The organism is Candidatus Nanopelagicales bacterium (assembly GCA_041393815.1).
In the GTDB taxonomy this organism is placed as follows: Bacteria; Actinomycetota; Actinomycetes; order S36-B12; family JAWKJK01; genus JAWKJK01.
In genome coordinates this window covers 140,085-161,689 of sequence record JAWKJK010000007.1, presented here as the reverse complement: position 1 = coordinate 161,689, position 21,605 = coordinate 140,085, and the positions used below count along the sequence as shown (strand labels likewise).

The following is a 21,605-nucleotide window of genomic DNA, read 5'->3' as shown; positions in this document are numbered from 1 at the left end:
GCGGGGCAGGGCTGCGGCGGAGTGCGCCGGGTCGGGGCTGGCAGCGTCGAGGCTGGCGGGGGCGGCGGTCATCGGTCCACCCCGCCCATCACCGGGTCGATGCTGGCGACCGCGGCGATGACGTCGGCGACCATGCCGCCCTCGCACATCGCGGCCACGGCCTGCAGGTTGGTGAACGACGGGTCGCGGAAGTGCACGCGGTAGGGCCGCGTACCGCCGGTGCTGACGACGTGGACGCCGAGTTCGCCGCGCGGGGACTCGATCGCGGAGTAGACCTGGCCGGCCGGGACCCGGAAGCCCTCGGTGACGATCTTGAAGTGGTGGATCAGGGCCTCCATCGAGGTGCCCATGATCTCGCGGATGTGCTCCAGGGAGTTGCCCTGCCCGTCGCTGCCGATGGCCAGCCGGGCCGGCCAGGCGACCTTCTTGTCCGCGACCATCACCGGTCCCGGCGTGAGCCGGTCGACGGCCTGCTCGACGATCTTCAGCGACTCCTGCATCTCGGCCAGCCGGATGAGGAACCGGCCGTAGGCGTCACAGGTGGTCTGGGTGGGGACGTCGAACTCGTAGTTCTCGTAGCCGCAGTAGGGCTGCGACTTGCGCAGGTCGTGCGGCAGGCCGGTCGCGCGCAGCACCGGGCCGGTCATGCCCAGCGCCATGCAGCCGGCGAGGTCGAGGTAGCCGATGCCCTGCGTGCGGCCGACCCAGATCGTGTTGTCGACCAGCAGGTCAGCGGTGTCCTTCAGGCGCTTCCGCAGCAGGGCCACGGTGTCGAGGATCTTCTGCTCGGCGCCCTGCGGGAGGTCCTGCGCGACACCGCCCGGACGCACGAACGCGTGGTTCATGCGCAGGCCGGTGATGAGCTCGAACAGGTCGAGGATCAGCTCGCGCTCGCGGAAGCCGAAGATCATCGCGGTGAGGGCGCCGAGCTCCATGCCGCCGGTGGCCAGGCAGACCAGGTGGGACGAGATCCGGTTGAGCTCCATCAGGATCACGCGGATGGTGGTGGCCCGGTCGGGGATCTCGTCGGTGATGCCGAGCAGCTTCTCGACGCCGAGGCAGTACGCGGTCTCGTTGAAGAACGGCGCCAGGTAGTCCATCCGGGTCACGAACGTGACCCCCTGGGTCCAGGTGCGGTACTCCAGGTTCTTCTCGATGCCGGTGTGCAGGTAGCCGATGCCGCAGCGGGCCTCGGTCACCGTCTCGCCGTCGAGCTCGAGGATGAGGCGGAGCACGCCGTGCGTGGACGGGTGCTGCGGCCCCATGTTGACGACGATGCGCTCCTTCTCGCCCTCGGCCGCCGGGAGCACGGTGTCCCAGTCCTGGCCGGAGACGGTGTAGACGCGCCCCTCGGTGGTGTCGTACGAGCCGGCGTAGGCGTCGTCCTCCGACTCGACGTCGGCGCTCTCGTACGTGACGTTGTCGGTGGACATCAGGAGTACGACCTCCGCTGGTCCGGCGGCGGGATGGTGGCGCCCTTGTACTCGACCGGGATCCCGCCCAGCGGGTAGTCCTTGCGCTGGGGGTGTCCCGGCCAGTCGTCCGGCATCTCGATGCGGGTCAGCGCCGGGTGTCCGTCGAAGACGATGCCGAAGAAGTCCCAGGTCTCCCGCTCGTGCCAGTCGCAGGTCGGGTAGACCGCGACGATCGACGGGATGTGCGGGTCGGCGTCGGGGCAGGACACCTCGACCCGGACCCGGCGGTTGTGGGTGATCGAGACGAAGTGGTAGACGGCGTGCAGCTCGCGGCCCTCGTCGCCGGGGTAGTGCACCCCGCTCACGCCGCTGCAGTACTCGTAGCGCAGGCCCGGTTCGTCGCGCAGCGCGGTGACGAACGGCACCAGGTGCTCGCGCCGGACGTGGAACGTGATCTCGCCGCGGTCCACCACGACCTTCTCGACCGCGGTCGTGGCCGGCAGGCCGGCGTCGGCCAGGGCCAGGTCCAGCTCGTCGGCGACCTCGTCGAACCAGCCGCCGTACGGGCGCGGGGTGGCCGGCGGCAGCACGATCGGCTCCACCAGCCCGCCGTAGCCGGAGGTGTCGCCGGAGCCGTGCACGCCGAACGAGCCGTGCCGGACCTCGACCACCTCCAGGCCGGGGGCGCCGACCGGGACGACCTGGTCGCCGATGATGTCGGGGTAGCGGGGGGACTCGTCGCTCACCGCAGCAGGCCCTTCATCTGCGACGTGGGCTCGGCCGCGAGGGCCAGCCGCTCGAGGTCGACCACCTGGGCCTCGCGGTGCGCGCCGAGCTTCATGTCCTGGATCTCGGCGTGCAGCTTGAGGATCGCGTCGAACAGCATCTCCGGGCGCGGCGGGCAGCCGGGCAGGTAGATGTCGACGGGCACGACGTGGTCGACGCCCTGCACGATCGCGTAGTTGTTGAACATCCCGCCGCTGGAGGCGCAGGCGCCCATCGACAGCACCCACTTGGGGTTGGGCATCTGGTCGTAGATCTGCCGCAGCACCGGCGCCATCTTCTGGCTGACGCGGCCGGCGACGACCATGAGGTCGGCCTGCCGCGGCGACGCGCGGAACACCTCCATGCCGTAGCGCGCGATGTCGAACCGGGGTCCGCCGGCGGCCATCATCTCGATGGCGCAGCAGGCCAGGCCGAACGTGGCCGGCCACAGCGACCCCTTGCGCGCGTAGCCCGCGACCTTCTCGACGGTCGTGAGCAGGACGCCCGACGGCAGCTTCTCTTCCAGACCCATGTGTCAGCTACTCCCGTCCGCGGCCCGAGCCCTCAGTCCCACTCCAGGCCCTTGCGCCGCCACACGTACACGTAGACGACGAGGACCGTGAGGATGAACAGCACCATCTCGATCAGCCCGAAGAGGGCCAGCTGGTCGAACGCGACCGCCCACGGGTAGAGGAACACGATCTCGATGTCGAAGACGATGAACAGCATCGCCGTCAGGTAGTACTTCACCGGGAAGCGGCCCCCACCCACCGGCTGGGGGGTCGGCTCGATCCCGCACTCGTAGGCGTCGACCTTCGCCCGGTTGTACCGCTTCGGCCCCGTCAAGGTCGCCATGCCGACCGAGAAGACGGCGAAGGCGAACCCGAGGATGCCGAGCAGCAGGATCGGCATGTAGACGTTCACCGACGCCACGCTCCCTGGTGCTCGTTACGCACAGTCGTGTGCCCGGGTCACGAGCGTCCGGGCGCGCCCATCCTAGGGCCGTCGCGCGGCCGCGCTGCCCCGGCCGTCGATCCGGGCCGGTCCGGAGTGGGTCAGGTCACCCGGCGGGCCCGGCCCAGGGCCGCGACCACGGCGTCGACCGCCCGGTCCGGGCCGCCGTGCCGGCCGGCGTCGGTGAGGTTGGCCAGCACCCGGACGGTGAAGGCGAGGGCGCGCGGGTGCCGCGGGCCGTGCGTGGTGGCCGCGCGCATGACCCGGGGGTCGCCGATCAGGCGGAGGAAGGCCCGGCCCGCGGCGTAGTAGCCGCCGTACTCCTCGGCCAGGCGCCGCGGGTAGCGGTGCAGCGCGGCCTCGCGCCCCTCGGCCCGGGGCCGGGTGAGGGCATCGTCCACCGCATCGGCGGCCAGCGCCCCGGACTCCAGGGCGTAGGAGATCCCCTCCCCGTTGAACGGGTTCACCAGACCCCCGGCGTCCCCGACGAGCAGCAGGCCGCGGGCGTAGTGGGGGGTGCGGTTCAGGCCCATCGCCAGCGCGGCCCCACGGACGGGCGCGGTGCGGGTGCCCTCGTCGAGCTCCCGGTCCGCGGGCAGGGACGCCGTCCAGCCCCGCAGCAGGCCGCGGGCGTCGGCGGCGCCGGCGGCCGAGGCGTCCAGCAGCCCGATGCCGACGTTGCGGGTGCCGTCGCCGAGCCCGAACACCCAGGCGTAGCCGGGCAGCAGCCGGTCGCCGTCGGGGACCTCCAGCCAGGTCTCCAGCCACGGGTCGTCGTCACCCGGGCCGCCGTGGTAGGTGCGCACCGCCACACCGATCGGGCGGTCGGGGCGCCGGGGCCGGCCGACCGCACCGGACAGCCGGCTGGCGGCCCCGTCCGCGGCCACCACGACCCGGGCGCGGACCGGCCGCGGAGGTCCGAGGGGGCGGCCGTCGGGGTCCCGGGGCTCGGCGAGCACCCCCGCCACCCGGCCGGTGCGCTCGTCCCGCAGCGGCCCGACGACCGGGGTGCGCACCCGCAGGTCCGCCCCCGCCGCCGCGGCCCGGTCGGCCAGCAGCCCGTCGAGGTCGGCCCGGGTGCGGGTCAGTCCGTACGACGGGAAGCGGGAATGCTCGGGCCACGGGACCTCGACCGCGCGGCCGCCGGAGACGACCCGCAGGCCGGCGTTGCGGGCCCACCCGTCGGTGGCCGCGGTGTCGACCCCGAGGTCGGCGAGCGCGGCGACCGCGCGCGGGGTGAGGCCGTCGCCGCACACCTTCTCCCGCGGGAAGCCGGTCTTCTCCAGCAGCAGCACCCGGCGACCCCGGCGGGCCAGGTGGTGGGCGGTGGCCGACCCGGAGGGGCCGGCGCCCACCACAACGACGTCCACCTCGTCCGGCAGGGGCCCGTCGTCGGGGAGCGCCGCCGCGGTCATCCCGGGTTGCGGCCGCGGTGCAGGGCGACGATGCCGCCGGTGAGGTCGAGCCACTCCACCCCGGTCCACCCCGCCTGCTGCAGCAGCCGGGCCAGCCCGGGCTGGTCCGGCCAGGCCCGGATCGACTCGGCCAGGTAGACGTACGCCTCGGGGTTGCTCGACGTGCGCCGGGCGATGCCCGGCAGGGCGCCCATGAGGTACTCGGAGTAGACCCGGCGGAACGGTGACCAGACCGGGTGGGAGAACTCGCACACGACCAGGCGGCCGCCGGCTCGGGTGACCCGGCGCAGCTCCGCCAGTCCGGCCGCGGTGTCGGTGAGGTTGCGCAGTCCGAAGGAGATCGTGACCGCGTCGAACGCGCCGTCGCGGAACGGCAGCCGCAGCCCGTCGCCGGCGACGAAGGGCAGGTGCGGCAGCCGCGAGCGGCCGACGCGCAGCATGCCGAGGGAGAAGTCACAGGGGACGACCGTGGCGCCGCGGCGGCGGAACGGCTCGGAGCTGGTGCCGGTGCCGGCGGCGAGGTCGAGCACCCGCTCACCGGGACGCGGGTCCACGGCGTTGACCACCGCGCGCCGCCACAGCCGGGTCTGGCCGAGCGCGAGGACGTCGTTGGTGAGGTCGTAGCGGTCGGCCACCTGGTCGAACATGGCGGCGACCTCGTCGGGTCGCTTGTCCAGGTCGGCGCGGCTCACGGCGCGCATCCTCTCAGCACCCGGGGGCGGCGGCACCCGGCTCGGTGCTCGCGGCCGTCGTCCGGGTGCGCGACGAACTCCGGCCCCGGAGCCAGCGAGGACCTCGCGGCGTCCGGGGCCGGACGACGGGCACAGGGATCGCACGAGGAGGAGGGACCGACCCCGTGCCCGGGGGGCTCACCCGTCGCGGGCGGGCCCGTGACGTGTGGTGGCGACGCCCAGACTGACCGTCGCCGGCCGCCTCGCGCCCCGGTCGAAGGACCGCGGTTCCCGGGCCGTTGGTCCCGATCTGCGTCCCGCCCTGCGGTCCACCCTCGTCGGCACCCGCCCGCTGTGCGGCCGGGTCCGCGGCAGGGTCCGCGGCAGGGTCCGCAGCGGGTGCGCTGCCGACACGGCGGGGACGTGGCGTCGGTCACGCCGCGCGCCGCCGGACCGGCCCGCGGCGGTCGGCCGGACTGCCGGCGGCGTCACCGGGCCGTACCCTTCCCTCGTGAATCCCGCCGTGCCCCGACGCGCCGCCGATGTCGCGGTCGTCCCCGGCGCGGTGCGGGTCGTGACCGTCCCCGTCCCCGACCCCGACGAGCTGCTGGCCCGGCTGCCGGCCGACGGGGCGCTGGCCTGGGTGCGCGACGGTGAGGGCCTGGTCGCCTGGGGCGAGGCCGCGCGGGCGGAGTTCCGCGGGGCCGAGCGCTTCAGCCGGGCCCAGCGCTGGTGGTCGGAGTGGGTGGCCGCGGCCGAGGTCGACGACCGGGTGCGGGCCGCGGGGACCGGCCCGGTGGCGTTCGCCTCCTTCGCGTTCTCCGCGTCACCCGGCCACTCGGTGGTCCTTGTGCCGCGGGTGGTCCTCGGCCGCCGGGCCGGCCGGGCCTGGGTCACAGTGGTGGGTGACGACCCCGACCCTCGCGCCGCCGTGCGCCCGGTGTCGGTGCCCGAGCGCCCGACCGGGGTCCGCTGGGCCGAGGGCAGCCGGACCGCGCCGGAGTGGGAGTCCGCGGTGGCCGAGGCCATCGAGCGGATCGGCCGGGGCGAGCTGGACAAGGTGGTGCTGGCCCGCGACATCGTGGCGCAGACCGACGGCCCGGTCGACGTACGGCACCTGCTGCTGGGCCTGGCCGCGCGCTACCCGGAGTGCTGGACGTTCAGCGTGGACGGGCTGGTCGGCGCGACGCCGGAGCTGCTGGTGCGTCGCCGCGGGGACGTGGTGTCGTCCCGCGTGCTCGCCGGGACGGTGCGGCGGCGCGGCGAGGACCTGGTGGACGCCGGGCTCGCGCAGGCGCTGCTGGGCAGCGGCAAGGACCTGGAGGAGCACGAGTACGCGGTGCACTCGGTGGCGTCGGCGCTGGCGGCGCACTGCACCGACCTGGACGTGCCCGCGCGGCCGCACGTGCTCTCGCTGGCCAACGTGCAGCACCTGGCGACCGACGTGACCGGCCGGCTGGCCGACGACGCGCCGGTGCTCGCGCTGGCGGCCTCGCTGCACCCGACCGCCGCGGTGTGCGGGACGCCGACCGAGCGCGCGCTGGGGCTGATCGAGGAGCTCGAGGGCATGGACCGCGGCCGCTACGCCGGCCCGGTGGGCTGGCTGGACGCGCACGGGGACGGCGAGTTCGGCATCGCGCTGCGCTGCGCCGAGGTCGACGCGGCCGGCGGCCGGCTGCGGCTGTTCGCGGGCTGCGGCATCGTGGCCGGGTCCGAGCCCGCGGCCGAGCTCGCCGAGTCCGCGGCCAAGCTGGTCGCCGTCCGCGACGCCCTCGAGTCCGACTGACCCGCTTCCCCCTCCGCACCGCCCGCTCCGCACCGCCCGCTCCGCACCGCCCGCTCCCCCCGTCCCACTCCCGCTCCCCGGCTCCCCGGGCCCGTCACCGGTGGAACGTATGACCGCCGCGGGCCGAAGGCCACGCGGCGGAACGTGCCACCAGCGGGGGCACGCGGGGGGGAAGGGGGGCGCGGGGCGCCGGGGGCGGGCGGAGGGCGGCGCGGGGCGGGCTCAGTCCTCCGCGGGGTCCAGCGGGGCGGTCAGCCGGACCACCGAGGCGCCGAGCTCCTCGTCGCGGGTCTTGGTCCACTCCAGCCGGGTGCGCTCCAGCAGCCGGACCATGCCGGTGTTCTCGGTGAGCACCAGCGCGACCACCTCGCGGAACCCGAGCCGCCGGGCCATGTCGATCAGGTGCGCGAGCAGGCGGGACCCGACGCCGCGGCCCTGGTAGTCGTCCTCCACCAGCAGCGCGACCTCGGCGCTGGTGGTGTCGTCCGGGGACGCCGGGAACACGTTGCCCAGGCCGATCACCATCCCGAACTCGTCCAGCACCACCAGGGTCGAGCCGCGGTGGCCCCCGGACAGCCGCCGCAGGTTGTCCTCCCGCCAGGCGCTGACCGGGGCGAAGTAGCGCTGGTACAGCGTCTGCTCGCTGCACCGTTCGTGCATCTGCGCCACGGCGTCGGAGTCCTCCGGCGCCGCCAGCCGGATGTAGACGGTGGCGCCGGTCGGCAGCGTCTCGACCCAGCCCATCTCCTCGCCCTGCCCGACCGCGTCCGCCATCGCCTCCACCAGCCGCAGCAGCGCGGAGGCACGCGAGCGATCGGTACGGGTGAACGGGGCGCCGGAGCGCCGCAGCACGATGTGGCGCTCCGGGGTCCACTGCAGCCGCAGCACGTGCTGGGAGGCGTCCGCGCCGCTGACGGCCGCGGTGACCTCCCAGGAGTCCGCGCCGACCAGTCCGGCGACGGCGGCCGGGGCCCAGCCGGGGTTGGTGGCCAGCTCGGTGGCGACGTCGAGCACCCGCGTGGTCGGGTCCCGCGAGTCCTCCGGGGTCCCCTCGATGGCGAAGGCCGCCCGGCCCGCCGACAGCCCCACCCGCTGCACCGCGTCGTGGTCGACCGTCGTGGGAGCGGTGAGGACGACGTCGGCCCAGCGCCACCCGTCCTCGGCGTCGGAGACCGACAGCGCCAGGGCCTCCCCGTGCAGCACGGCGAGCGCGCGCAGCAGCCGGGCCATGGCCCCGGGGGCGTCGGGCACCTGCACGCGCAGCCGCCACGGCCGGCGGTCCGGGCCGGTGGACAGCACGTCGATGTCGTCGGGGGCCAGCGCCGTCATGATCCGCAGGATGAGCGCGGACCAGTTCTCCTCGGTCGCCCGCGGGGGGACGACCGGCTCCAGCAGGGCCATGCCCAGCGACAGCGCGAGGGTGAAGTGGACCAGGGCGTCGTCGTCGACGGTGGCGTCGACCGCGCCGGCGACCCGCGACTGCTCGGCCACCTTCTCCATCGCCGTCCAGCGCTTGGCCATCCGGGAGCGCATCAGCTCGGCGACCTGCGGGTGGCGCCGCGCGGTGGTGAACGCCTCCACCTCCAGCGGGCCCCAGGACGTCTCCGGCCGGGCGAAGATCTGCCGCGCCGCCCAGACCAGCACGGCCGCGGGCGGCTCGTTGGGGTGGGCCGCCTGGTCGGCGATGCGGTCGGCCACGATCGAGCGGGCCCGCTCGGCGACCACGTGCGCGAACAGGTCGGTGCGCCCGTCGAAGTAGCGGCGGACCGTGCGTACGGAGACCCCGGCCGCGTCGGCCACGTCGCCGATATGGGTGGCGCCGTAGCCACGGCGGGCGAACTCCACCGCCGCGCCGTCGAGGATGCGCCGGCGCGTGTCCTCCGACTTGCTGATCGCGCCTCCCGAGGGAGCGGGGCGGGGGCACCCCCGCCGGCGGCCGGACGACCGTCGGTCACCGGACCGCGATCACCGTAGCGCGCGGCTCACGGCCTCCTGCAGGCGGCGCAGCAGGTCGGCCTCGGCCGCCCTCTCCCCCACGTCGGCGACCACCACGTGGACCCCGCCGGCTGCAGCCGCGCGCTCCAGCGCCTCCACCAGGGCACGGCGGCCGCGGGCCCGGGTGGCGGGGACGCCGTCCGCCCGCGCCATCGCGACCAGGTCGCGCCCGTGCGGGGTGCCGAAGACCCGCTCGAACACGGCCGCGTGCTGCGGCTCGCCCTGCTCCAGCGACGAGAAGATGCCGCCGCCGTCGTTGTCGATGACGATGACGATCAGGTCCGGCCGCTCCTCGTCGGCGGGGGCCAGCAGGCCGTTCCGATCGTGCAGGAACGCCAGGTCCCCCAGCAGGGCCACCGCGATCCCGCCCGCCCGGGGCGCGTCCGGGTCGATCCCCGCGGGCAGCTCGGCCACGCCGTCGTCCCCGAGCCGGTCGCGCCAGGACGGCCCGGGCCGCTGGTGCCGCGCGGCCGCGCCCCACGCGGTGGACACCAGGCCGTCGATCCCCGACGCCCCCCGGTTGCCCAGGACCTTGGCCTCCACGACGGGGGCGTACGCCTCCACCAGCCGCACCGGCCAGGACGAGCCGACCAGCAGCAGGCCGTCCGCCGGGATCGCGGCCGCGACCGTACGGGCCACCTCGGCGCCGGTCAGCCCCTTCCTGGCGGCCTCGTGCAGCACCGAGTCGACCGCTGTCGCGGCTGCGGTGTCTGCCGCGTGCCACTCCTGCAGCCACTCCGGGTCGACGTCGACGTCGGCCTCGGGCGGCAGCGGCACCGCCGCGAGCACCAGGTCCGCGGTCCGCGTCGGGTCGGCGGTGCGGCTCGGGGGCCGGGAGTCGACCGCCACGTGCAGCGGCGCTCGGGCCACCATCCGCAGCACACTGCGGCTCAGTCCGACCCGTCCGACCGTCAGCACCAGGTCCGGGACGTGCGCGTCGGCGAACTCCGGGTCGGCCAGCAGCAGCGGACCGTGCACGAGAGCGAGGTCCATGTCGCGGCAGTTGCCCGAGGGCTCGGAAAGCACCGGCCAGCCCAGCGCGTCGGACAGCTCGTCGACGAGCTCGGGCGCGTCCGGGTCCGCGTGGTCCCCCACCACGATCAGCCCCCGGCCAGGGATCGCGGTCCGCCCGAGGCCGTGGGATACCGCCTGCTCGATCGGGATCGACATGCCGACCGCGAGCCGGGCGTCGACCGTCCACGGCCGCGGTTCGCCCCAGGCGTCGTCGCGGCCCGCGAGCGGCTCCACCCAGTCGTCGTCGCCGTCGGGCACCAGCGGCTCGTCGAACGGCACGTTCAGGTGCACCGGCCCCGGGTCCATCATGTCCGCGGCCACGGCGCAGGCCCGGCTGACGACCGACCGCCAGTAGCGCACCTGCCCGGGCTCGCGCACCGGGACTGCGAGGTCGGCGAACCAGCGCACGTCGTCGCCGAAGACCTTCACCTGGTCGACGGTCTGGTTCGCGCCGGTCCCCCGCAGCCGGGGCGGCCGGTCCGCCGAGACGACGACCAGCGGCACCCCGGCGTACGACGCCTCGGTGACGGCCGGGTGCAGGTTGGCCACCGCGGTCCCCGACGTCGTCATGACCGCCACCGGCAGGCCGAGGTTGACCCGGGCCAGGCCGAGGGCCAGGAAGCCCGCGCTGCGCTCGTCGACGCGGACGTGCAGGTGCAGCTCGTCGCGCGCCTCCGCCTCCGCCAGCGCGATGGCCAGGGGCGCGCTGCGCGAGCCCGGCGCCAGCACCACGTCGCGCACGCCGCCACGCACCAGCTCGTCGACCAGCACCCGGGCGCAGGCCGTGGACGGGTTCACCGCGCCGCCCGCACCAGGTGGCCGACCGCCTCGCGGCCGCCGGCCTCCCACGCGTCGCTCAGCCGTCGGCGCCACCACCGCGAGCGGGAGTCGGACAGCCGGCCCCGGGCGGCGAGCAGCGGCTCGAGGTCGGGATCGGTGCGCACGACCGGCAGTCTGCCGTGGACCGGGCGCACCGGGGTGGCAACCACGTCGGCGGCCAGCAGCGCGCCGGTGCCCAGGCCGCAGGCGAACGGCAGCGACGGCAGCGCGCCCGCCAGCGCGAGGCCGGCGGACAGCCCGACCGAGCTGTCCAGCGCACCGGAGACGACGACCGGCACCGGCAGGTGCGAGGCCAGCTCGAGCGCACGGGCGACGCCGCCCAGCGGCGGCACCTTCACCACCGCGACGTCGGCCGCCTCGGAGAGGTCCACGGCGTACGGGTCCTCCGCCCGCCGGATCCCCTCGTCCACGGCCAGCGGGACCGGCACCCGGCGCCGCAGCTCGGCCATCTCCGCCAGCGTCGCGCAGGGCTGCTCGACGTACTCCAGCCCGTAGCGGTCCAGCACTCTCAGCGCCGACTGCGCCACGTCCAGGGGCCACGCCCCGTTGGCGTCCAAGCGGATCCGGCCGTCCGCGGTCCCCAGGGCCTGGTCCAGCGCCGCGCGCACCGCGGCCACCCGGGCCTCGTCCTCGGCCAGCGACTGACCCGGCTCGGCCACCTTGACCTTCACCGTGCCGCAGCCGTCCCGCTCGACCGCGGCGCGGGTCAGCGCCGCGGCGTCCTCCGGCCCGACGGCGGGGACGATGGCGTTGACGGGGACCTCGGTGCGCACCGGGTCCGGCCAGCTGCCGTACGCCGCCTCCACCGCGGCCGCCAGCCACCGGGCGGACGTCGGGGCGTCGTACTCCGGGAACGGCGCGAACTCACCCCACCCCGACGGCCCGCGCAGCAGCATGCCCTCGCGCACCTCGGTGCCGCGGAAACGCCGGGTCAGCGGCAGCGCGTACGTCAGCGCGCCGTCCAGCAGCCGTCGCACGTCGTCGCCGCCGGCCGGGTCCCCGCGGAACCACGCCTGCAGGCCCGCGAACATGGGCACCCGCGTACGCCCTACGGCCGCTTGGGGAACTGGCCGAAGTCGGGCTGCCGCCGCTCCTTGTAGGCGTCGCGGCCCTCCTGCGCCTCCTCGGTCATGTAGAACAGCAGGGTCGCGTCGCCGGCGAGCTGCTGGATGCCGGCCAGGCCGTCGTCGGCCGCGTTGTGGGACGCCTTCAGCATCCGCAGCGCCAGCGGCGACAGCTGCAGCATCTCCCGCGCCCAGGCGACCGTCTCCCGCTCCAGGTCGGCCAGCGGGACGACCTGGTTGACCAGGCCCCAGTCGTAGGCCTGGGCGGCCCCGTACTGGCGGCACAGGTACCAGACCTCGCGCGCGCGCTTCTGCCCGATCTCGCGCGCCAGCAGGCCGGAGCCGTACCCGCCGTCGAACGAGCCCACCTTCGGGCCGGTCTGCCCGAAGCGGGCGTTGTCCGCGGCGATGGTGAGGTCGCAGACGACGTGCAGGACGTGGCCGCCGCCGATCGCGTAGCCGGCCACCATCGCGATCACCGGCTTCGGCGTGCGCCGGATCTGCACCTGCAGGTCCAGCACGTTGAGCCGGCCGATCCCCTTCTGCGCCACCGCGTCGTCGCCGATGTAGCCGTCGTCGCCGCGGATGACCTGGTCCCCGCCGGAGCAGAACGCCCAGTCGCCCTGCCCGGTCAGGATGATCACGCCGATGCCGTCGTCGTCGCGGGCGAGGGTGAACGCCTCCTGCAGCTCGAACAGGGTCTGCGGCCGGAACGCGTTGCGCTTGTGCGGCCGGTTGATGGTGATCTTGGCGATGCCCTCGGCGGTCTCGAACCGGATGTCGCGGTAGTCGCCGCGGGACACCCAGTCCGCGCCGGGCTCGATGCTGGAGTACGCCGGGTCCGTCAGCGCCGGGCTGCCCTCGGGGACCACGGGCGGCAGCGGGTAGCGGGTGCGGGTGTCCATGCGGGGCTCCTGGCGGTGCGGCGGGCGCGGTCGTGAGGGGGCCGGCCTAGGCTAGCCACGATGCCGCACCGTCCCCTGGTCCGCCTCCCGGTGCCGCCGGGCCCGGCGGGCGTGGCGGCGGTCCGCGCGGCACTGCCGGGTGCGCTGGACGGCACCGGGCCCGCGCTCGCCCCCGTTCCCGTGGTCTCCGCGACCGTCTCGTCGGCGTACGTCGACTCCGTGCTGCGCGCGCTGCGACCGGAGGACCCGCACCGGCCGCTGGAGCACGACGACGTCGCCGTCGTGGTCGCCACCAGCGGCTCCACCGGGGACCCGAAGGGCGTGCTGCTGACGGCATCCGCACTGGCGTTCACCGCCCGCGGGCCGTCGGTCTCGTCGCCCGCGGCCTGGCTCGCCGCGCTGCCGGTCACCTCCGTCGGCGGGCTGCAGGTGGTGGTGCGCGCGCTGCTGGCCGGGACGCCACTGCAGGCGCTGCCGTCCCTGGGCGGCGCGGAGCCGTTCACGGCGAGCGCGTTCGCGGCGGCGGTCGACCGGCTCGCGGCCGAGGCGGACGGCCTGCCGCTGCGGACGTCGCTGGTGCCCGCCCAGCTGTCGCGGCTGCTCGCCGACCCGGCGGCCACCGCGGCCCTGTGCCGGCTGGACCGGCTGCTGCTCGGCGGCGCCGCCGCCCCGCGCGCGCTGCTGGTGGCGGCCCGGGATGCCGGCGTCGCCGTGACGACGACGTACGGCATGACGGAGACGGCTGGCGGCTGCGTCTACGACGGGGTGCCCTTCCCCGGGGTGGACGTCGCGCTGGACGCCGGGGAGGTGCTGCTCGGGGGCCCGATGGTCGCGCGCGGCTACCGGGACCGGGCGGAGGAGACCGCGCGGGCGTTCGCCGGGGGGCGCTACCGGACCGGGGACCTCGGGGTGCTGACCGCGGACGGTCGGCTGGCGGTCGACGGCCGGGTCGACGACGTGGTGCAGGTCCGGGGCGTCAACGTGGCCCTGGGCGCGGTCGAGCGGGTGCTGCTGGAGGCTCCCGGGTGGACCGACGCGGCCGTGGTGGCCGTGCCCGACGAGGCCGACGGCTCCCGGCTGGTGGCCTACGTGGCGGGTGACCTGTCCGGGGGCGAGGACGCGGCACTGCGGCGGGTCCGGGACCGGCTCGGTCCGGCCGCGGTGCCGCGCGAGGTGTGCGCGGTGGGGTCGCTGCCGCTGCTGGCGTCGGGCAAGATCGACCGCGCGGCGCTGCGGCGTCGCTCCTGAGTCGACCGCGTCCCGAGAGGATCCCGTGGCCACCGTCGCGCAGTGGGTCGCCGGCGCCCGGCCGCGCACCCTCCCGGCGGCGGTGACCCCGGTCGCCGTCGGCACCGGCGTGGCGGCGTACGAGGGCTCGGTGCAGGCCGGTCGCGCCGCGCTCGCCCTCGTGGTGGCGCTCGCGCTGCAGGTCGGCGCCAACTACGCCAACGACTACAGCGACGGGATCCGTGGCACCGACGAGGTCCGGGTCGGACCGGTGCGGCTGGTGGGGCAGCGGCTCGCGGCACCGCGCGCGGTCCGGACCGCGGCGCTGGCGTCGTTCGCCGTCGCGGCCGTCGCGGGCCTGGTCCTGGTCGTGCTGACCGCGGCCTGGTGGCTGCTGGCTGTCGGCGCCGCGAGCGTCGTCGCGGCCTGGCTGTACACCGGCGGCCCCCGGCCCTACGGCTACGCCGGCCTGGGCGAGCTGTTCGTGTTCGTCTTCTTCGGCCTGGTGGCGGTCACCGGGACCGCGTACGTCCAGACCGGCTCGATCACCTGGCTCGCCGTCACCGCCTCAGTGCCCACGGGGCTGCTCATCTGCGACGTCCTGGTCGCCAACAACCTGCGCGACATCCCCGGCGACGCGGCGGTCGGGAAGCGCACGCTCGCGGTGCGGCTCGGCGACGCCCGGACCCGGGTGATGTACGTGTCCCTGGTCGGCGCGGCCTTCGCCGTCACGGTCGGGATCGTGGTCGTCGCGCCGTGGGCTGCGCTGGCGCTGGTGGCCGCCGTGCTCGCGGTCCCGCCGGTGCGCGCGGTCACGTCGGGGGCGCGCGGCCGGGACCTCATCCCGGTGCTGCAGGCCACCGGGACGCTGCTGCTGGTCCACGGCGTGCTGCTCGCGGTCGGGCTGGCGCTGTCCGGGTGACCCGCCCGGGCCTGCGCGTCAGTCGACGTCCTCGGCGCGCTTGCTCTCCTCGATCCGGGCGTTGAGGCGCCCGAAGTAGCCGCCGACCGACCGACCGGCCCGCTCCCGCTGGCGGTCCAGGACGAACAGGCTGATGGCCCCCGAGATCAGGAACGCCAGCACGATCGCGAGCACGCCGCGCAGCGGGGTGAGGAACTGCAGCGGCGCCCAGACGGCCACCAGCAGCAGCACCCGCCAGGCCGTGTAGCGCAGGACCGGGTGCCCGCCGCGGGCCGGGGCCGGTGCCTCCGGGGGGTCGGGCGCCGCCGGGGTGGACGACTCCGGGGCAGGCGCTGCCGGGGTGTCGGGCGCGGGGCCGTCGGTCATGCCGTCACGGTACGTCGGTGTCACCACTCCGGCGCCAGCCGGGGGCGGCCCTCCACCACGGTGCGCAGCACCAGGTTGGTCCGGGTCCGGGCCACCCCGGGGATGCCCCGGAGCTCCACCAGCGTGGCCGACAGGCCGGGCACGTCCGGGACGCGGACCTTCAGCACGTAGCTGGCCTCGCCGGTGAGGAACCAGCAGTCCTCGACCTCGGGCAGGTCGTGCAGGTACGGGTCCACCGCGTCGGGGTCGGCGCCCTCGGACAGCTCCACCGAGACCAGGGCCGTCACCCCGTAGCCGAGCACGTCGGCCGCGGCCCGGGCGTGGTAGCCGGTGATGACCCCGCGGTCCTCCAGCCGCTTGACCCGGTCCTGCACGCTCGGCGCGGACAGGCCGACCAGGCGGGACAGGTCGGCGTACGTCGCCCGACCGTTGCGCTGCAGCTCCTCGAGCAGCGCGCGGTCGACCGCGTCCAGCCGGCGGGTGCCGACCAGCGGGATCGCTCCGGTGGGCGGGCCGGCGTCACCGTGGGCGGCGCCGTGCGCGGGGGCCGCCGGGTGCGCTGCCGGGTCGTGCTCGTGCGGTCCGCGTGTCACGGAACCTCCGGATCGGGGGGCTGTGGCTGGTATCACCTCGGGTGAAGTGGCTCAAGACGAGACTAGGCCTTAGTATTCAAGGCGTCCAGGGGCGGCCGCCCCTGAAAATGAGAATAGAGGCGATACCGATGTTCACCCTCGAGCTCGCACGCGTGTACGTGCGCAACCTCGAGAGGGGTGAGCGGCGCCACGGTCACTGACCCGCGGCGCACGACACACAACTCCACACAGACCTGGGCCCGCCGCGCCCCCTCGGGCGCACCTCCCTCCCTCCCTCGCGTCCCGAGGCTGCGGCGACCCGCGACGGACAGGTTCTTCGACCGCCGTCGCAACCCTCCCCCGAGGCGGGCCCTTGCCGACCGAGGACCGGGACGCCCCCGTGGCGTCCCGGTCCTCGGCGTTTCTCCCGCCGGACCCCTCCCCCGGTCGCGATCCGTTCCTGCCCCACCGTCGATTGCTCGCCCGTGGGGGTTTCGGGACGGTCCCGAAACCCCCACGGGCGGGCAACCAACCGATCCGCAGGGGTACGTGCGCCCCGTACCTCCGGCGGGTCCCGGTCACGGCAGCCAGGCGCCGAGCGGTGGCCCGACCCGGCCCGGGTTACCCTGAGGATCCGGTCCGCGCGTTCGCCGGACACCGGATGGCAGCCGAGCACAGGGAGGACGTGGCGCATGGCCCGCGTGCTGCTCGTGCTCGTCGCGATCGGGCTGACCATCTACGCGCTGCTGGACATCGGCCGCACCCCCCGCGGCGACATCCGCGTCATGCCCAAGCTGCTGTGGTTCGTCGCGGCGTTCATCCCCGTGATGGGCCCGGTCGCCTGGCTGTTCCTCGGTCGACCGTCCCGGCCCAAGCGTGCTGCGGCGGCCGGTCCCGCCACCGGCGGGCTGCCGTTCGGCGGCGGGCGCAAGCGCGGCCCGGTGGCCCCGGACGACGACCCGGAGTTCCTGCGCCGGCTCGGCGACGAGGCCTGGTCGCGCAAGATGGAGGAGAAGCGCCGCGCCCACCCGCATGAGCCTGAGGGCACCGCGCAGGGCGCCACCGGCGACACGGGCGACACGGCCGGCGCACCCGAGGCGCCCCGCCCGGACGACACGACCGCCGGCGACGCCGCCGCGGGCGACCCTCGCACCGGCCCGGACGACCCGGGCCGGTCCCCCGCCTAGTCGCGCCGCCGATGGCGGCGCCCACGCAGTTCCAGGTCACCTTCGACTGCGCCGAGCCCGAACGGGTCGCGCGGTTCTGGTGCGAGGTGCTGGGCTACGTCGTCCCGCCGCCGCCGGACGGTTTCAGCACCTGGGACGACTACCAGCGCTCGCTGCCGGAGCAGCGGCGCGGACAGTGGTTCGCCTGCGTCGACCCGGAGGGGCGGCGCCCGAGGCTGTTCTTCCAGCGGGTCCCCGAGGGCAAGGTCGTGAAGAACCGGCTGCACCTCGACGTACGCGTCGGCACCGGCCTGGTGGGTGCCGAGCGCGTCGCCGTCCTCGAGGCCGAGTGCGCGCGGCTGGAGTCGCTCGGGGCGTCCCGCGTGCGGCTGCTGCTGGCCGACGAGGAGAACGAGTCGTGCCTGGTGATGAAGGACGTCGAGGGCAACGAGTTCTGCCTCGACTGAGAGCCGCCCTCGTGCCTGCGGCGCGTCCCCCTACAGGCCGGAGTACGAGTGCAGGCCGCTGGCGAACAGATTCACGCCGAAGTAGTTGACCAGGAACGCGGCGAACCCGACCAGCGAGATGATCGCGGCCTTGCGCCCCCGCCAGCCGGCGGTCGAGCGGGCGTGCAGGTAGCCGGCGTAGACGACCCAGGTGATGAACGCCCACGTCTCCTTGGGGTCCCAACCCCAGTAGCGGCCCCAGGCGTTCTCGGCCCAGATCGCACCGGCCACGACCGCGAACGTCCACAGCGGGAACGAGAAGGCGATGATCCGGTAGGCCAGGGTGTCCAGCCGCTCCGCGGAGGGCAGGTGCGACGACACCGGCCCGGTGGGCACCCCGTCCGGCCCGGCCCGGCGCTCCGCGCGCGAGCGCACCAGGTACAGGGTGGTCACCGCGGCGGCAACGGTGAACGCGCCGCCGCAGATGACCGCGGCCGAGACGTGGATCACCAGCCAGTACGACTTCAGCGCGGGGACCAACTGCGCGGCCTCGGTGTAGAGCACCGTCACCGCGAGCCCGAGGGTGAGCAGGACCGGGACGACGACGAACAGGCCCAGCCAGCGCACGTCGCGGCGCAGCGACACCGCGAGGAAGACCCCGGTCACCGCCAGGGCGGAGGTGATCGAGAACTCGTACATGTTGCCCCACGGCACCCGGCCGGCCCACAGCCCGCGCAGCACGACCCCGCCGAGCAGCAGCGCGAACGCCAGCCAGGTCAGCGCCATGCCCACGTTGCCGGCACGGCGGCCCGGGACCGGCTCCGCCGGCACCGAAGGCTCGACGCCGGTCGCGGGACCGGGCGGCTCTGCGGTCACGACGTCAACGCCACCGGCACCCGCCGGCACGGCGACGGGCACGCTGGAGCGGGCCGACGACGCGGTCCGTCCGCGGCCGGCCGCGAACGACACCGCGAAGGCGATCATCGCCAGCGTGTAGACCACCATCGAGGCGTAGATCAGCCCGTTGCTGGCCTGCGCCAGGTCCGTCGATGCCACCGTCCGGCCTCCTCGTCGGCTCCGCGTCAGTCCCCGTCGACGGCCGCCAGCGCGCCGGCCAGCTCGTCGATCTCCTCGTCCAGTCCACCCGCCTCGGTCCGGGACAGGCCCGCGACCTCGATGAGGGTACGCCCCATCCCGTCGTCTCGGGCCCGTACCCACACCCGGCGGCGGCGCACGAACAGGGACAGCAGGAGGCCCACGAGCGCGAGGGCGGCCGCGGCAAGCGCGGCCTCCTTCCCCGGGTCGTGCGCGATCTGGAACGACGCCCAGCGCCCGTACCCGGTGAACTGCACGCTCCCGGCACCGTCGGGCAGCTCCCAGCTCTCGCCCGGGCGCAGCGCCCGCAGCCCCAGCTGCTCCATCGCGGTGGTGTCCAGCCGGAAGATGCTCTGCGGCACACCGCTGTCCAGCCCGAGGTCGCCGACCCAGGCGGACAGGAACACGGCCGGGTCGTCGGGCGCGGGGAACGTCGAGTGCGGGCCGCGCACGTCGTCGACCGCCGCGGTCGGCAAGAAGATCCCCTGCAGCCCCAGGGCCGGCGCGGCGTCGGGCACCTTCACCACCCCGGTGGAGGTGAAGTTGCCGTCCTGCGGCAGGAACACGACCGCGTCGTCGAACACGACCCGGCCGTCGGCGTCGCGGACGACGAACGTGGGCGCGTAGCCGTGCCCCACCAGGAACACCTTCGCTCCGTCGACCACGAGCGGCTCGTTGACCTCGACGACCTCGGTGCGCGGCTGGTCGGTCGGCTCGTCGCGAACCGCGAGGGTGGCCTCGAACATGCGGGGCGCCCCTCGCTGCGCCTCGCCGCGTTCGAAGTCGACCGCGAAGTCGGTCAGCGTGAAGGAGAACGGCGCCAGCGCCTGCGGGTCGACGAAGCGACCGCCGCCCCAGGCGTCGTACTGGGTGAGGGTGTTGGAGAACCCCGCACCCTCCTTGACGATGACGTTGCCCTTCCAGCCGAACAGGCCGCCGTACGCGACCGCCGCCAGCAGCGCGACCAGCGCCACGTGGAAGAGCAGGTTCCCCGTCTCGCGCGCGTAGCCCTTCTCCGCGGCCACCCAGCCCGAGCCGACCGTGGCGTCGTACGGGGACTCGGCGAGCCGCCACCGCTGCGACCGCAGCCGGACCCGCGCCGCCGAGAGAACGGCCGGCGCCCCGGGCCCGGGCGGGAGATCCAGCACCTCGGTGCGGTACACCGGCAGCCGGGACAGCCGGCGTGGCGCCGCGGGTGGCCGGGCGCGCACCGCGCGCCAGTGCTGCCGCGCCCGGGGCAGCACGCAGCCGACGAGGGAGACGAACAGCAGCAGGTAGGTCGCCGCGAACCACGGCGACGCGTACACGTCGAACATGCCCAGCCGGTCCAGCACCGGGCCCCAGCCGGGGTTGCGCTCGATCCAGGCGTTGACCGCGAGGGGGTCGGTGCCGCGCTGCGGGAACACCGAGCCGGGGATCGCCGCCACCGCGAGCAGGAACAGCAGCACCAGCGCGGTGCGCATGCTGGTGAGCTGCCGCCACAGCCAGCGCGCCCAGCCGCCCGCGTCCATCGGCGGGGGCTGGGCCGCCGGCGGACGCACGTCGAGCGCGGGGCCGCTGCTCACAGCACGGTCTCGAAGCCGGGCACCGCGGTGCGCATCCAGATGGTGAGGTCCGTCCACAGCCCGGTCACGAGGAGCAGGCCGATGATCACGAGCAGGGCGCCGCCCAGCCGCATGATCCAGGCGTAGTGCCGGCGCACCCAGCCCAGCGCACCGGCGGCCCGCCGGAACAGCAGGCCCAGCAGCACGAACGGCAGGCCGAGGCCGAGGCTGTAGGCCAGCGACAGCAGCGCCCCCCGCGCGGCACTCGCCTCGGTGAACGCCAGCCCCTGCACCGCGGTCAGCGTCGGCCCGATGCACGGCGTCCAGCCCAGGCCGAACAGCACGCCCAGCACCGGCGCGCCCCACACGCCGTACGACGGCGCGCGGTGCAGCCGCCACTCCCGCTGCAGCCCGGGGATCAGCCCCATGAAGCCCAGCCCCAGCACGATCACCAGGACGCCGAGCACCCGGGTGATCACGTCCTGGTACTCCAGCAGCGTCCCGCCGAGCCCGCCGAACAGCACGCCGTACGACACGAACACCGCGGAGAAGCCGAGGACGAACAGCACGCTGCCCAGCAGCACCGTGCTGTGACGCCGGACCGCGGTCAGCGTGGCCGTCCCGCCGCCGCCCCGCCCCTCAGCCGCCGGTTCCGGCCCGTCCCCCGGCCCGTCCTCCTGCTCGCCGGCCAGCTCCGCGCCGGTCAGCCCCGTCACGTACGACAGGTAGCCGGGAGCCAGCGGAAGCACGCACGGCGACAGGAACGACACGACCCCCGCGGCGAACGCCAGCGGCAGCGCCAGCAGCAGCGACCCGCTGGCGACGGTCTCCCCGATCGACGCGCCGATCACGGCACGCCGCCCGACGGGGTCGCGCCCGCCGACTCAGCCACCAGCGGCTCGATCACGCCGCGCAGCGACGACTCGCTGACCCGGCCGAGCAGTCGGGCGGCGACCCGCCCCTCGCGGTCGACGACCACGGTGGACGGGATCGCCTGCGGCGGCAGGGTGTCGCGGAACAGCAGCTGCAGCCGGCCGTCCTCGTCTCGGACCTGCGGGTAGGTCAGGCCGTAGCGCTCGACGAAGGCCTGCGCGGCGGTCACCGAGTCGCGGGTGTCGAGGCCCACGAACAGCACGCCATCGCCCTCCACGTCGGTCCAGACACGTTGCAGCGTGGGCGCTTCCGCCCGGCAGGGTGCGCACCACGAGGCCCACACGTTCAGCACGACGACGTCGCCGAGGTGGTCCGCCAGCGCGAATGGCTGACCGTCGAGGGTCTCCCCGCGCAGGTCCGGCGCCGGCTGCCGGGCGGACTCGTCCAGCAGCACGATCGAGCCGTCGCCGGCCACGAATCCGGTGTCCCCGTCGTTGGTCCCGGCGGTGGCGCTGCCGCAGCCGGCCAGCAGCAGCGCGGCCGCGGCGGCGGCGACGGCTCGACGCACGG

21 protein-coding genes are annotated in these 21,605 nt (G+C 75.4%); 5 read left to right on the top strand and 16 right to left on the bottom strand.

Going from position 1 to position 21,605, the window contains the following annotated elements:
• Positions 1–68: 68 nt before the first annotated feature.
• The 6 genes from R2737_17090 to R2737_17065 form a co-directional block, all read right to left on the bottom strand.
• Positions 69–1,433, bottom strand: a complete 1,365-nt coding sequence (locus tag R2737_17090; GenBank protein ID MEZ5117981.1) for an NADH-quinone oxidoreductase subunit D — start codon at positions 1,431–1,433, stop codon at positions 69–71.
• A complete protein-coding gene (locus tag R2737_17085) occupies positions 1,433–2,161 on the bottom strand; it encodes an NADH-quinone oxidoreductase subunit C (GenBank protein ID MEZ5117980.1) in 729 nt (242 codons plus the stop codon). The genes R2737_17090 and R2737_17085 overlap by 1 nt, the downstream gene beginning before the upstream one ends.
• A complete protein-coding gene (locus tag R2737_17080; protein ID MEZ5117979.1) occupies positions 2,158–2,712 on the bottom strand; it encodes an NADH-quinone oxidoreductase subunit B family protein in 555 nt (184 codons plus the stop codon). Before R2737_17080 ends, R2737_17085 begins: the two co-directional genes overlap by 4 nt.
• Before the next feature lie 32 nt (positions 2,713–2,744).
• The gene (locus R2737_17075; GenBank protein ID MEZ5117978.1) at positions 2,745–3,104 is read right to left on the bottom strand and encodes an NADH-quinone oxidoreductase subunit A; all 360 of its coding nucleotides are present in this window, start codon (positions 3,102–3,104) and stop codon (positions 2,745–2,747) included.
• A gap of 131 nt (positions 3,105–3,235) precedes the next feature.
• On the bottom strand, positions 3,236–4,549 hold the full coding sequence (locus R2737_17070; protein ID MEZ5117977.1) for a geranylgeranyl reductase family protein: 1,314 nt from the start codon (positions 4,547–4,549) through the stop codon (positions 3,236–3,238).
• Positions 4,546–5,241 (bottom strand): demethylmenaquinone methyltransferase, encoded by a 696-nt coding sequence (locus tag R2737_17065; GenBank protein ID MEZ5117976.1) that lies wholly within the window; start codon positions 5,239–5,241, stop codon positions 4,546–4,548. Before R2737_17065 ends, R2737_17070 begins: the two co-directional genes overlap by 4 nt.
• Before the next feature lie 490 nt (positions 5,242–5,731).
• Between R2737_17065 and R2737_17060 the strand changes: the two genes are divergently transcribed.
• Positions 5,732–7,006, top strand: a complete 1,275-nt coding sequence (locus R2737_17060) for an isochorismate synthase (protein MEZ5117975.1) — start codon at positions 5,732–5,734, stop codon at positions 7,004–7,006.
• A gap of 222 nt (positions 7,007–7,228) precedes the next feature.
• On the opposite strand, the gene R2737_17055 is transcribed toward R2737_17060, so the two are convergent.
• The 4 genes from R2737_17055 to menB all read right to left on the bottom strand — a co-directional run bounded on the left by R2737_17055 (position 7,229) and on the right by menB (position 12,824).
• Positions 7,229–8,869 carry a GNAT family N-acetyltransferase gene (locus tag R2737_17055; GenBank protein MEZ5117974.1) on the bottom strand — a complete coding sequence of 547 codons (1,641 nt, stop codon included), beginning with the start codon at positions 8,867–8,869 and terminating at the stop codon, positions 7,229–7,231.
• A 102-nt stretch (positions 8,870–8,971) separates the two neighbouring features.
• A complete protein-coding gene (gene menD, locus R2737_17050; protein MEZ5117973.1) occupies positions 8,972–10,813 on the bottom strand; it encodes a 2-succinyl-5-enolpyruvyl-6-hydroxy-3-cyclohexene-1-carboxylic-acid synthase in 1,842 nt (613 codons plus the stop codon).
• A complete protein-coding gene (locus R2737_17045) occupies positions 10,810–11,886 on the bottom strand; it encodes an o-succinylbenzoate synthase (GenBank protein ID MEZ5117972.1) in 1,077 nt (358 codons plus the stop codon). Before R2737_17045 ends, menD begins: the two co-directional genes overlap by 4 nt.
• 17 nt (positions 11,887–11,903) lie before the next feature.
• Positions 11,904–12,824 carry a 1,4-dihydroxy-2-naphthoyl-CoA synthase gene (gene menB, locus R2737_17040; protein MEZ5117971.1) on the bottom strand — a complete coding sequence of 307 codons (921 nt, stop codon included), beginning with the start codon at positions 12,822–12,824 and terminating at the stop codon, positions 11,904–11,906.
• 60 nt (positions 12,825–12,884) lie between these two features.
• Here menB and R2737_17035 point away from each other — a divergent pair, with 60 nt between their 5' ends.
• Positions 12,885–14,072, top strand: coding sequence for an AMP-binding protein (locus R2737_17035; protein MEZ5117970.1), 1,188 nt, complete (start codon positions 12,885–12,887; stop codon positions 14,070–14,072).
• Between the two features lie 25 nt (positions 14,073–14,097).
• Positions 14,098–14,973 carry a 1,4-dihydroxy-2-naphthoate polyprenyltransferase gene (locus R2737_17030; protein MEZ5117969.1) on the top strand — a complete coding sequence of 292 codons (876 nt, stop codon included), beginning with the start codon at positions 14,098–14,100 and terminating at the stop codon, positions 14,971–14,973.
• Positions 14,974–14,991: 18 nt separating this feature from the next.
• Here the strand turns inward: R2737_17030 and R2737_17025 are convergent, their stop codons facing one another.
• Both R2737_17025 and R2737_17020 read right to left on the bottom strand, forming a co-directional pair.
• Positions 14,992–15,339, bottom strand: coding sequence for a DUF4229 domain-containing protein (locus R2737_17025; GenBank protein MEZ5117968.1), 348 nt, complete (start codon positions 15,337–15,339; stop codon positions 14,992–14,994).
• Between the two features lie 20 nt (positions 15,340–15,359).
• On the bottom strand, positions 15,360–15,932 hold the full coding sequence (locus R2737_17020) for an Lrp/AsnC family transcriptional regulator (GenBank protein ID MEZ5117967.1): 573 nt from the start codon (positions 15,930–15,932) through the stop codon (positions 15,360–15,362).
• Positions 15,933–16,603: 671 nt separating this feature from the next.
• Between R2737_17020 and R2737_17015 the strand changes: the two genes are divergently transcribed.
• On the top strand, positions 16,604–17,098 hold the full coding sequence (locus tag R2737_17015; protein MEZ5117966.1) for a PLD nuclease N-terminal domain-containing protein: 495 nt from the start codon (positions 16,604–16,606) through the stop codon (positions 17,096–17,098).
• Positions 17,099–17,109: 11 nt separating this feature from the next.
• On the top strand, positions 17,110–17,544 hold the full coding sequence (locus R2737_17010; protein ID MEZ5117965.1) for a VOC family protein: 435 nt from the start codon (positions 17,110–17,112) through the stop codon (positions 17,542–17,544).
• Between the two features lie 30 nt (positions 17,545–17,574).
• Here R2737_17010 and ccsB read toward each other — a convergent pair whose 3' ends face one another.
• From ccsB to R2737_16990, 4 genes are read right to left on the bottom strand one after another with little or no spacing between them, the layout of a single operon-like run.
• Positions 17,575–18,579 (bottom strand): c-type cytochrome biogenesis protein CcsB, encoded by a 1,005-nt coding sequence (ccsB, locus tag R2737_17005; GenBank protein ID MEZ5117964.1) that lies wholly within the window; start codon positions 18,577–18,579, stop codon positions 17,575–17,577.
• A 26-nt stretch (positions 18,580–18,605) separates the two neighbouring features.
• Positions 18,606–20,183 carry a cytochrome c biogenesis protein ResB gene (locus tag R2737_17000; protein ID MEZ5117963.1) on the bottom strand — a complete coding sequence of 526 codons (1,578 nt, stop codon included), beginning with the start codon at positions 20,181–20,183 and terminating at the stop codon, positions 18,606–18,608.
• Positions 20,180–21,013 (bottom strand): cytochrome c biogenesis protein CcdA, encoded by an 834-nt coding sequence (locus tag R2737_16995; protein ID MEZ5117962.1) that lies wholly within the window; start codon positions 21,011–21,013, stop codon positions 20,180–20,182. The genes R2737_17000 and R2737_16995 overlap by 4 nt, the downstream gene beginning before the upstream one ends.
• Positions 21,010–21,603, bottom strand: coding sequence for a TlpA disulfide reductase family protein (locus tag R2737_16990; GenBank protein ID MEZ5117961.1), 594 nt, complete (start codon positions 21,601–21,603; stop codon positions 21,010–21,012). The genes R2737_16995 and R2737_16990 overlap by 4 nt, the downstream gene beginning before the upstream one ends.
• Positions 21,604–21,605 lie beyond the last annotated feature (2 nt).

Bases quoted from the DNA above. Each gene is read 5' to 3' on its own strand.
- R2737_17090 (MEZ5117981.1), bottom strand. From the start codon at position 1,433: ATGTCCACCGACAACGTCACGTACGAGAGCGCCGACGTCGAGTCGGAG.
- R2737_17080 (MEZ5117979.1), bottom strand. From the start codon at position 2,712: ATGGGTCTGGAAGAGAAGCTGCCGTCGGGCGTCCTGCTCACGACCGTC.
- R2737_17070 (MEZ5117977.1), bottom strand. From the start codon at position 4,549: ATGACCGCGGCGGCGCTCCCCGACGACGGGCCCCTGCCGGACGAGGTG.
- R2737_17045 (MEZ5117972.1), bottom strand. From the start codon at position 11,886: ATGTTCGCGGGCCTGCAGGCGTGGTTCCGCGGGGACCCGGCCGGCGGC.
- menB (MEZ5117971.1), bottom strand. From the start codon at position 12,824: ATGGACACCCGCACCCGCTACCCGCTGCCGCCCGTGGTCCCCGAGGGC.
- R2737_17035 (MEZ5117970.1), top strand. From the start codon at position 12,885: ATGCCGCACCGTCCCCTGGTCCGCCTCCCGGTGCCGCCGGGCCCGGCG.
- R2737_17025 (MEZ5117968.1), bottom strand. From the start codon at position 15,339: ATGACCGACGGCCCCGCGCCCGACACCCCGGCAGCGCCTGCCCCGGAG.
- R2737_17015 (MEZ5117966.1), top strand. From the start codon at position 16,604: ATGGCCCGCGTGCTGCTCGTGCTCGTCGCGATCGGGCTGACCATCTAC.
- R2737_17010 (MEZ5117965.1), top strand. From the start codon at position 17,110: ATGGCGGCGCCCACGCAGTTCCAGGTCACCTTCGACTGCGCCGAGCCC.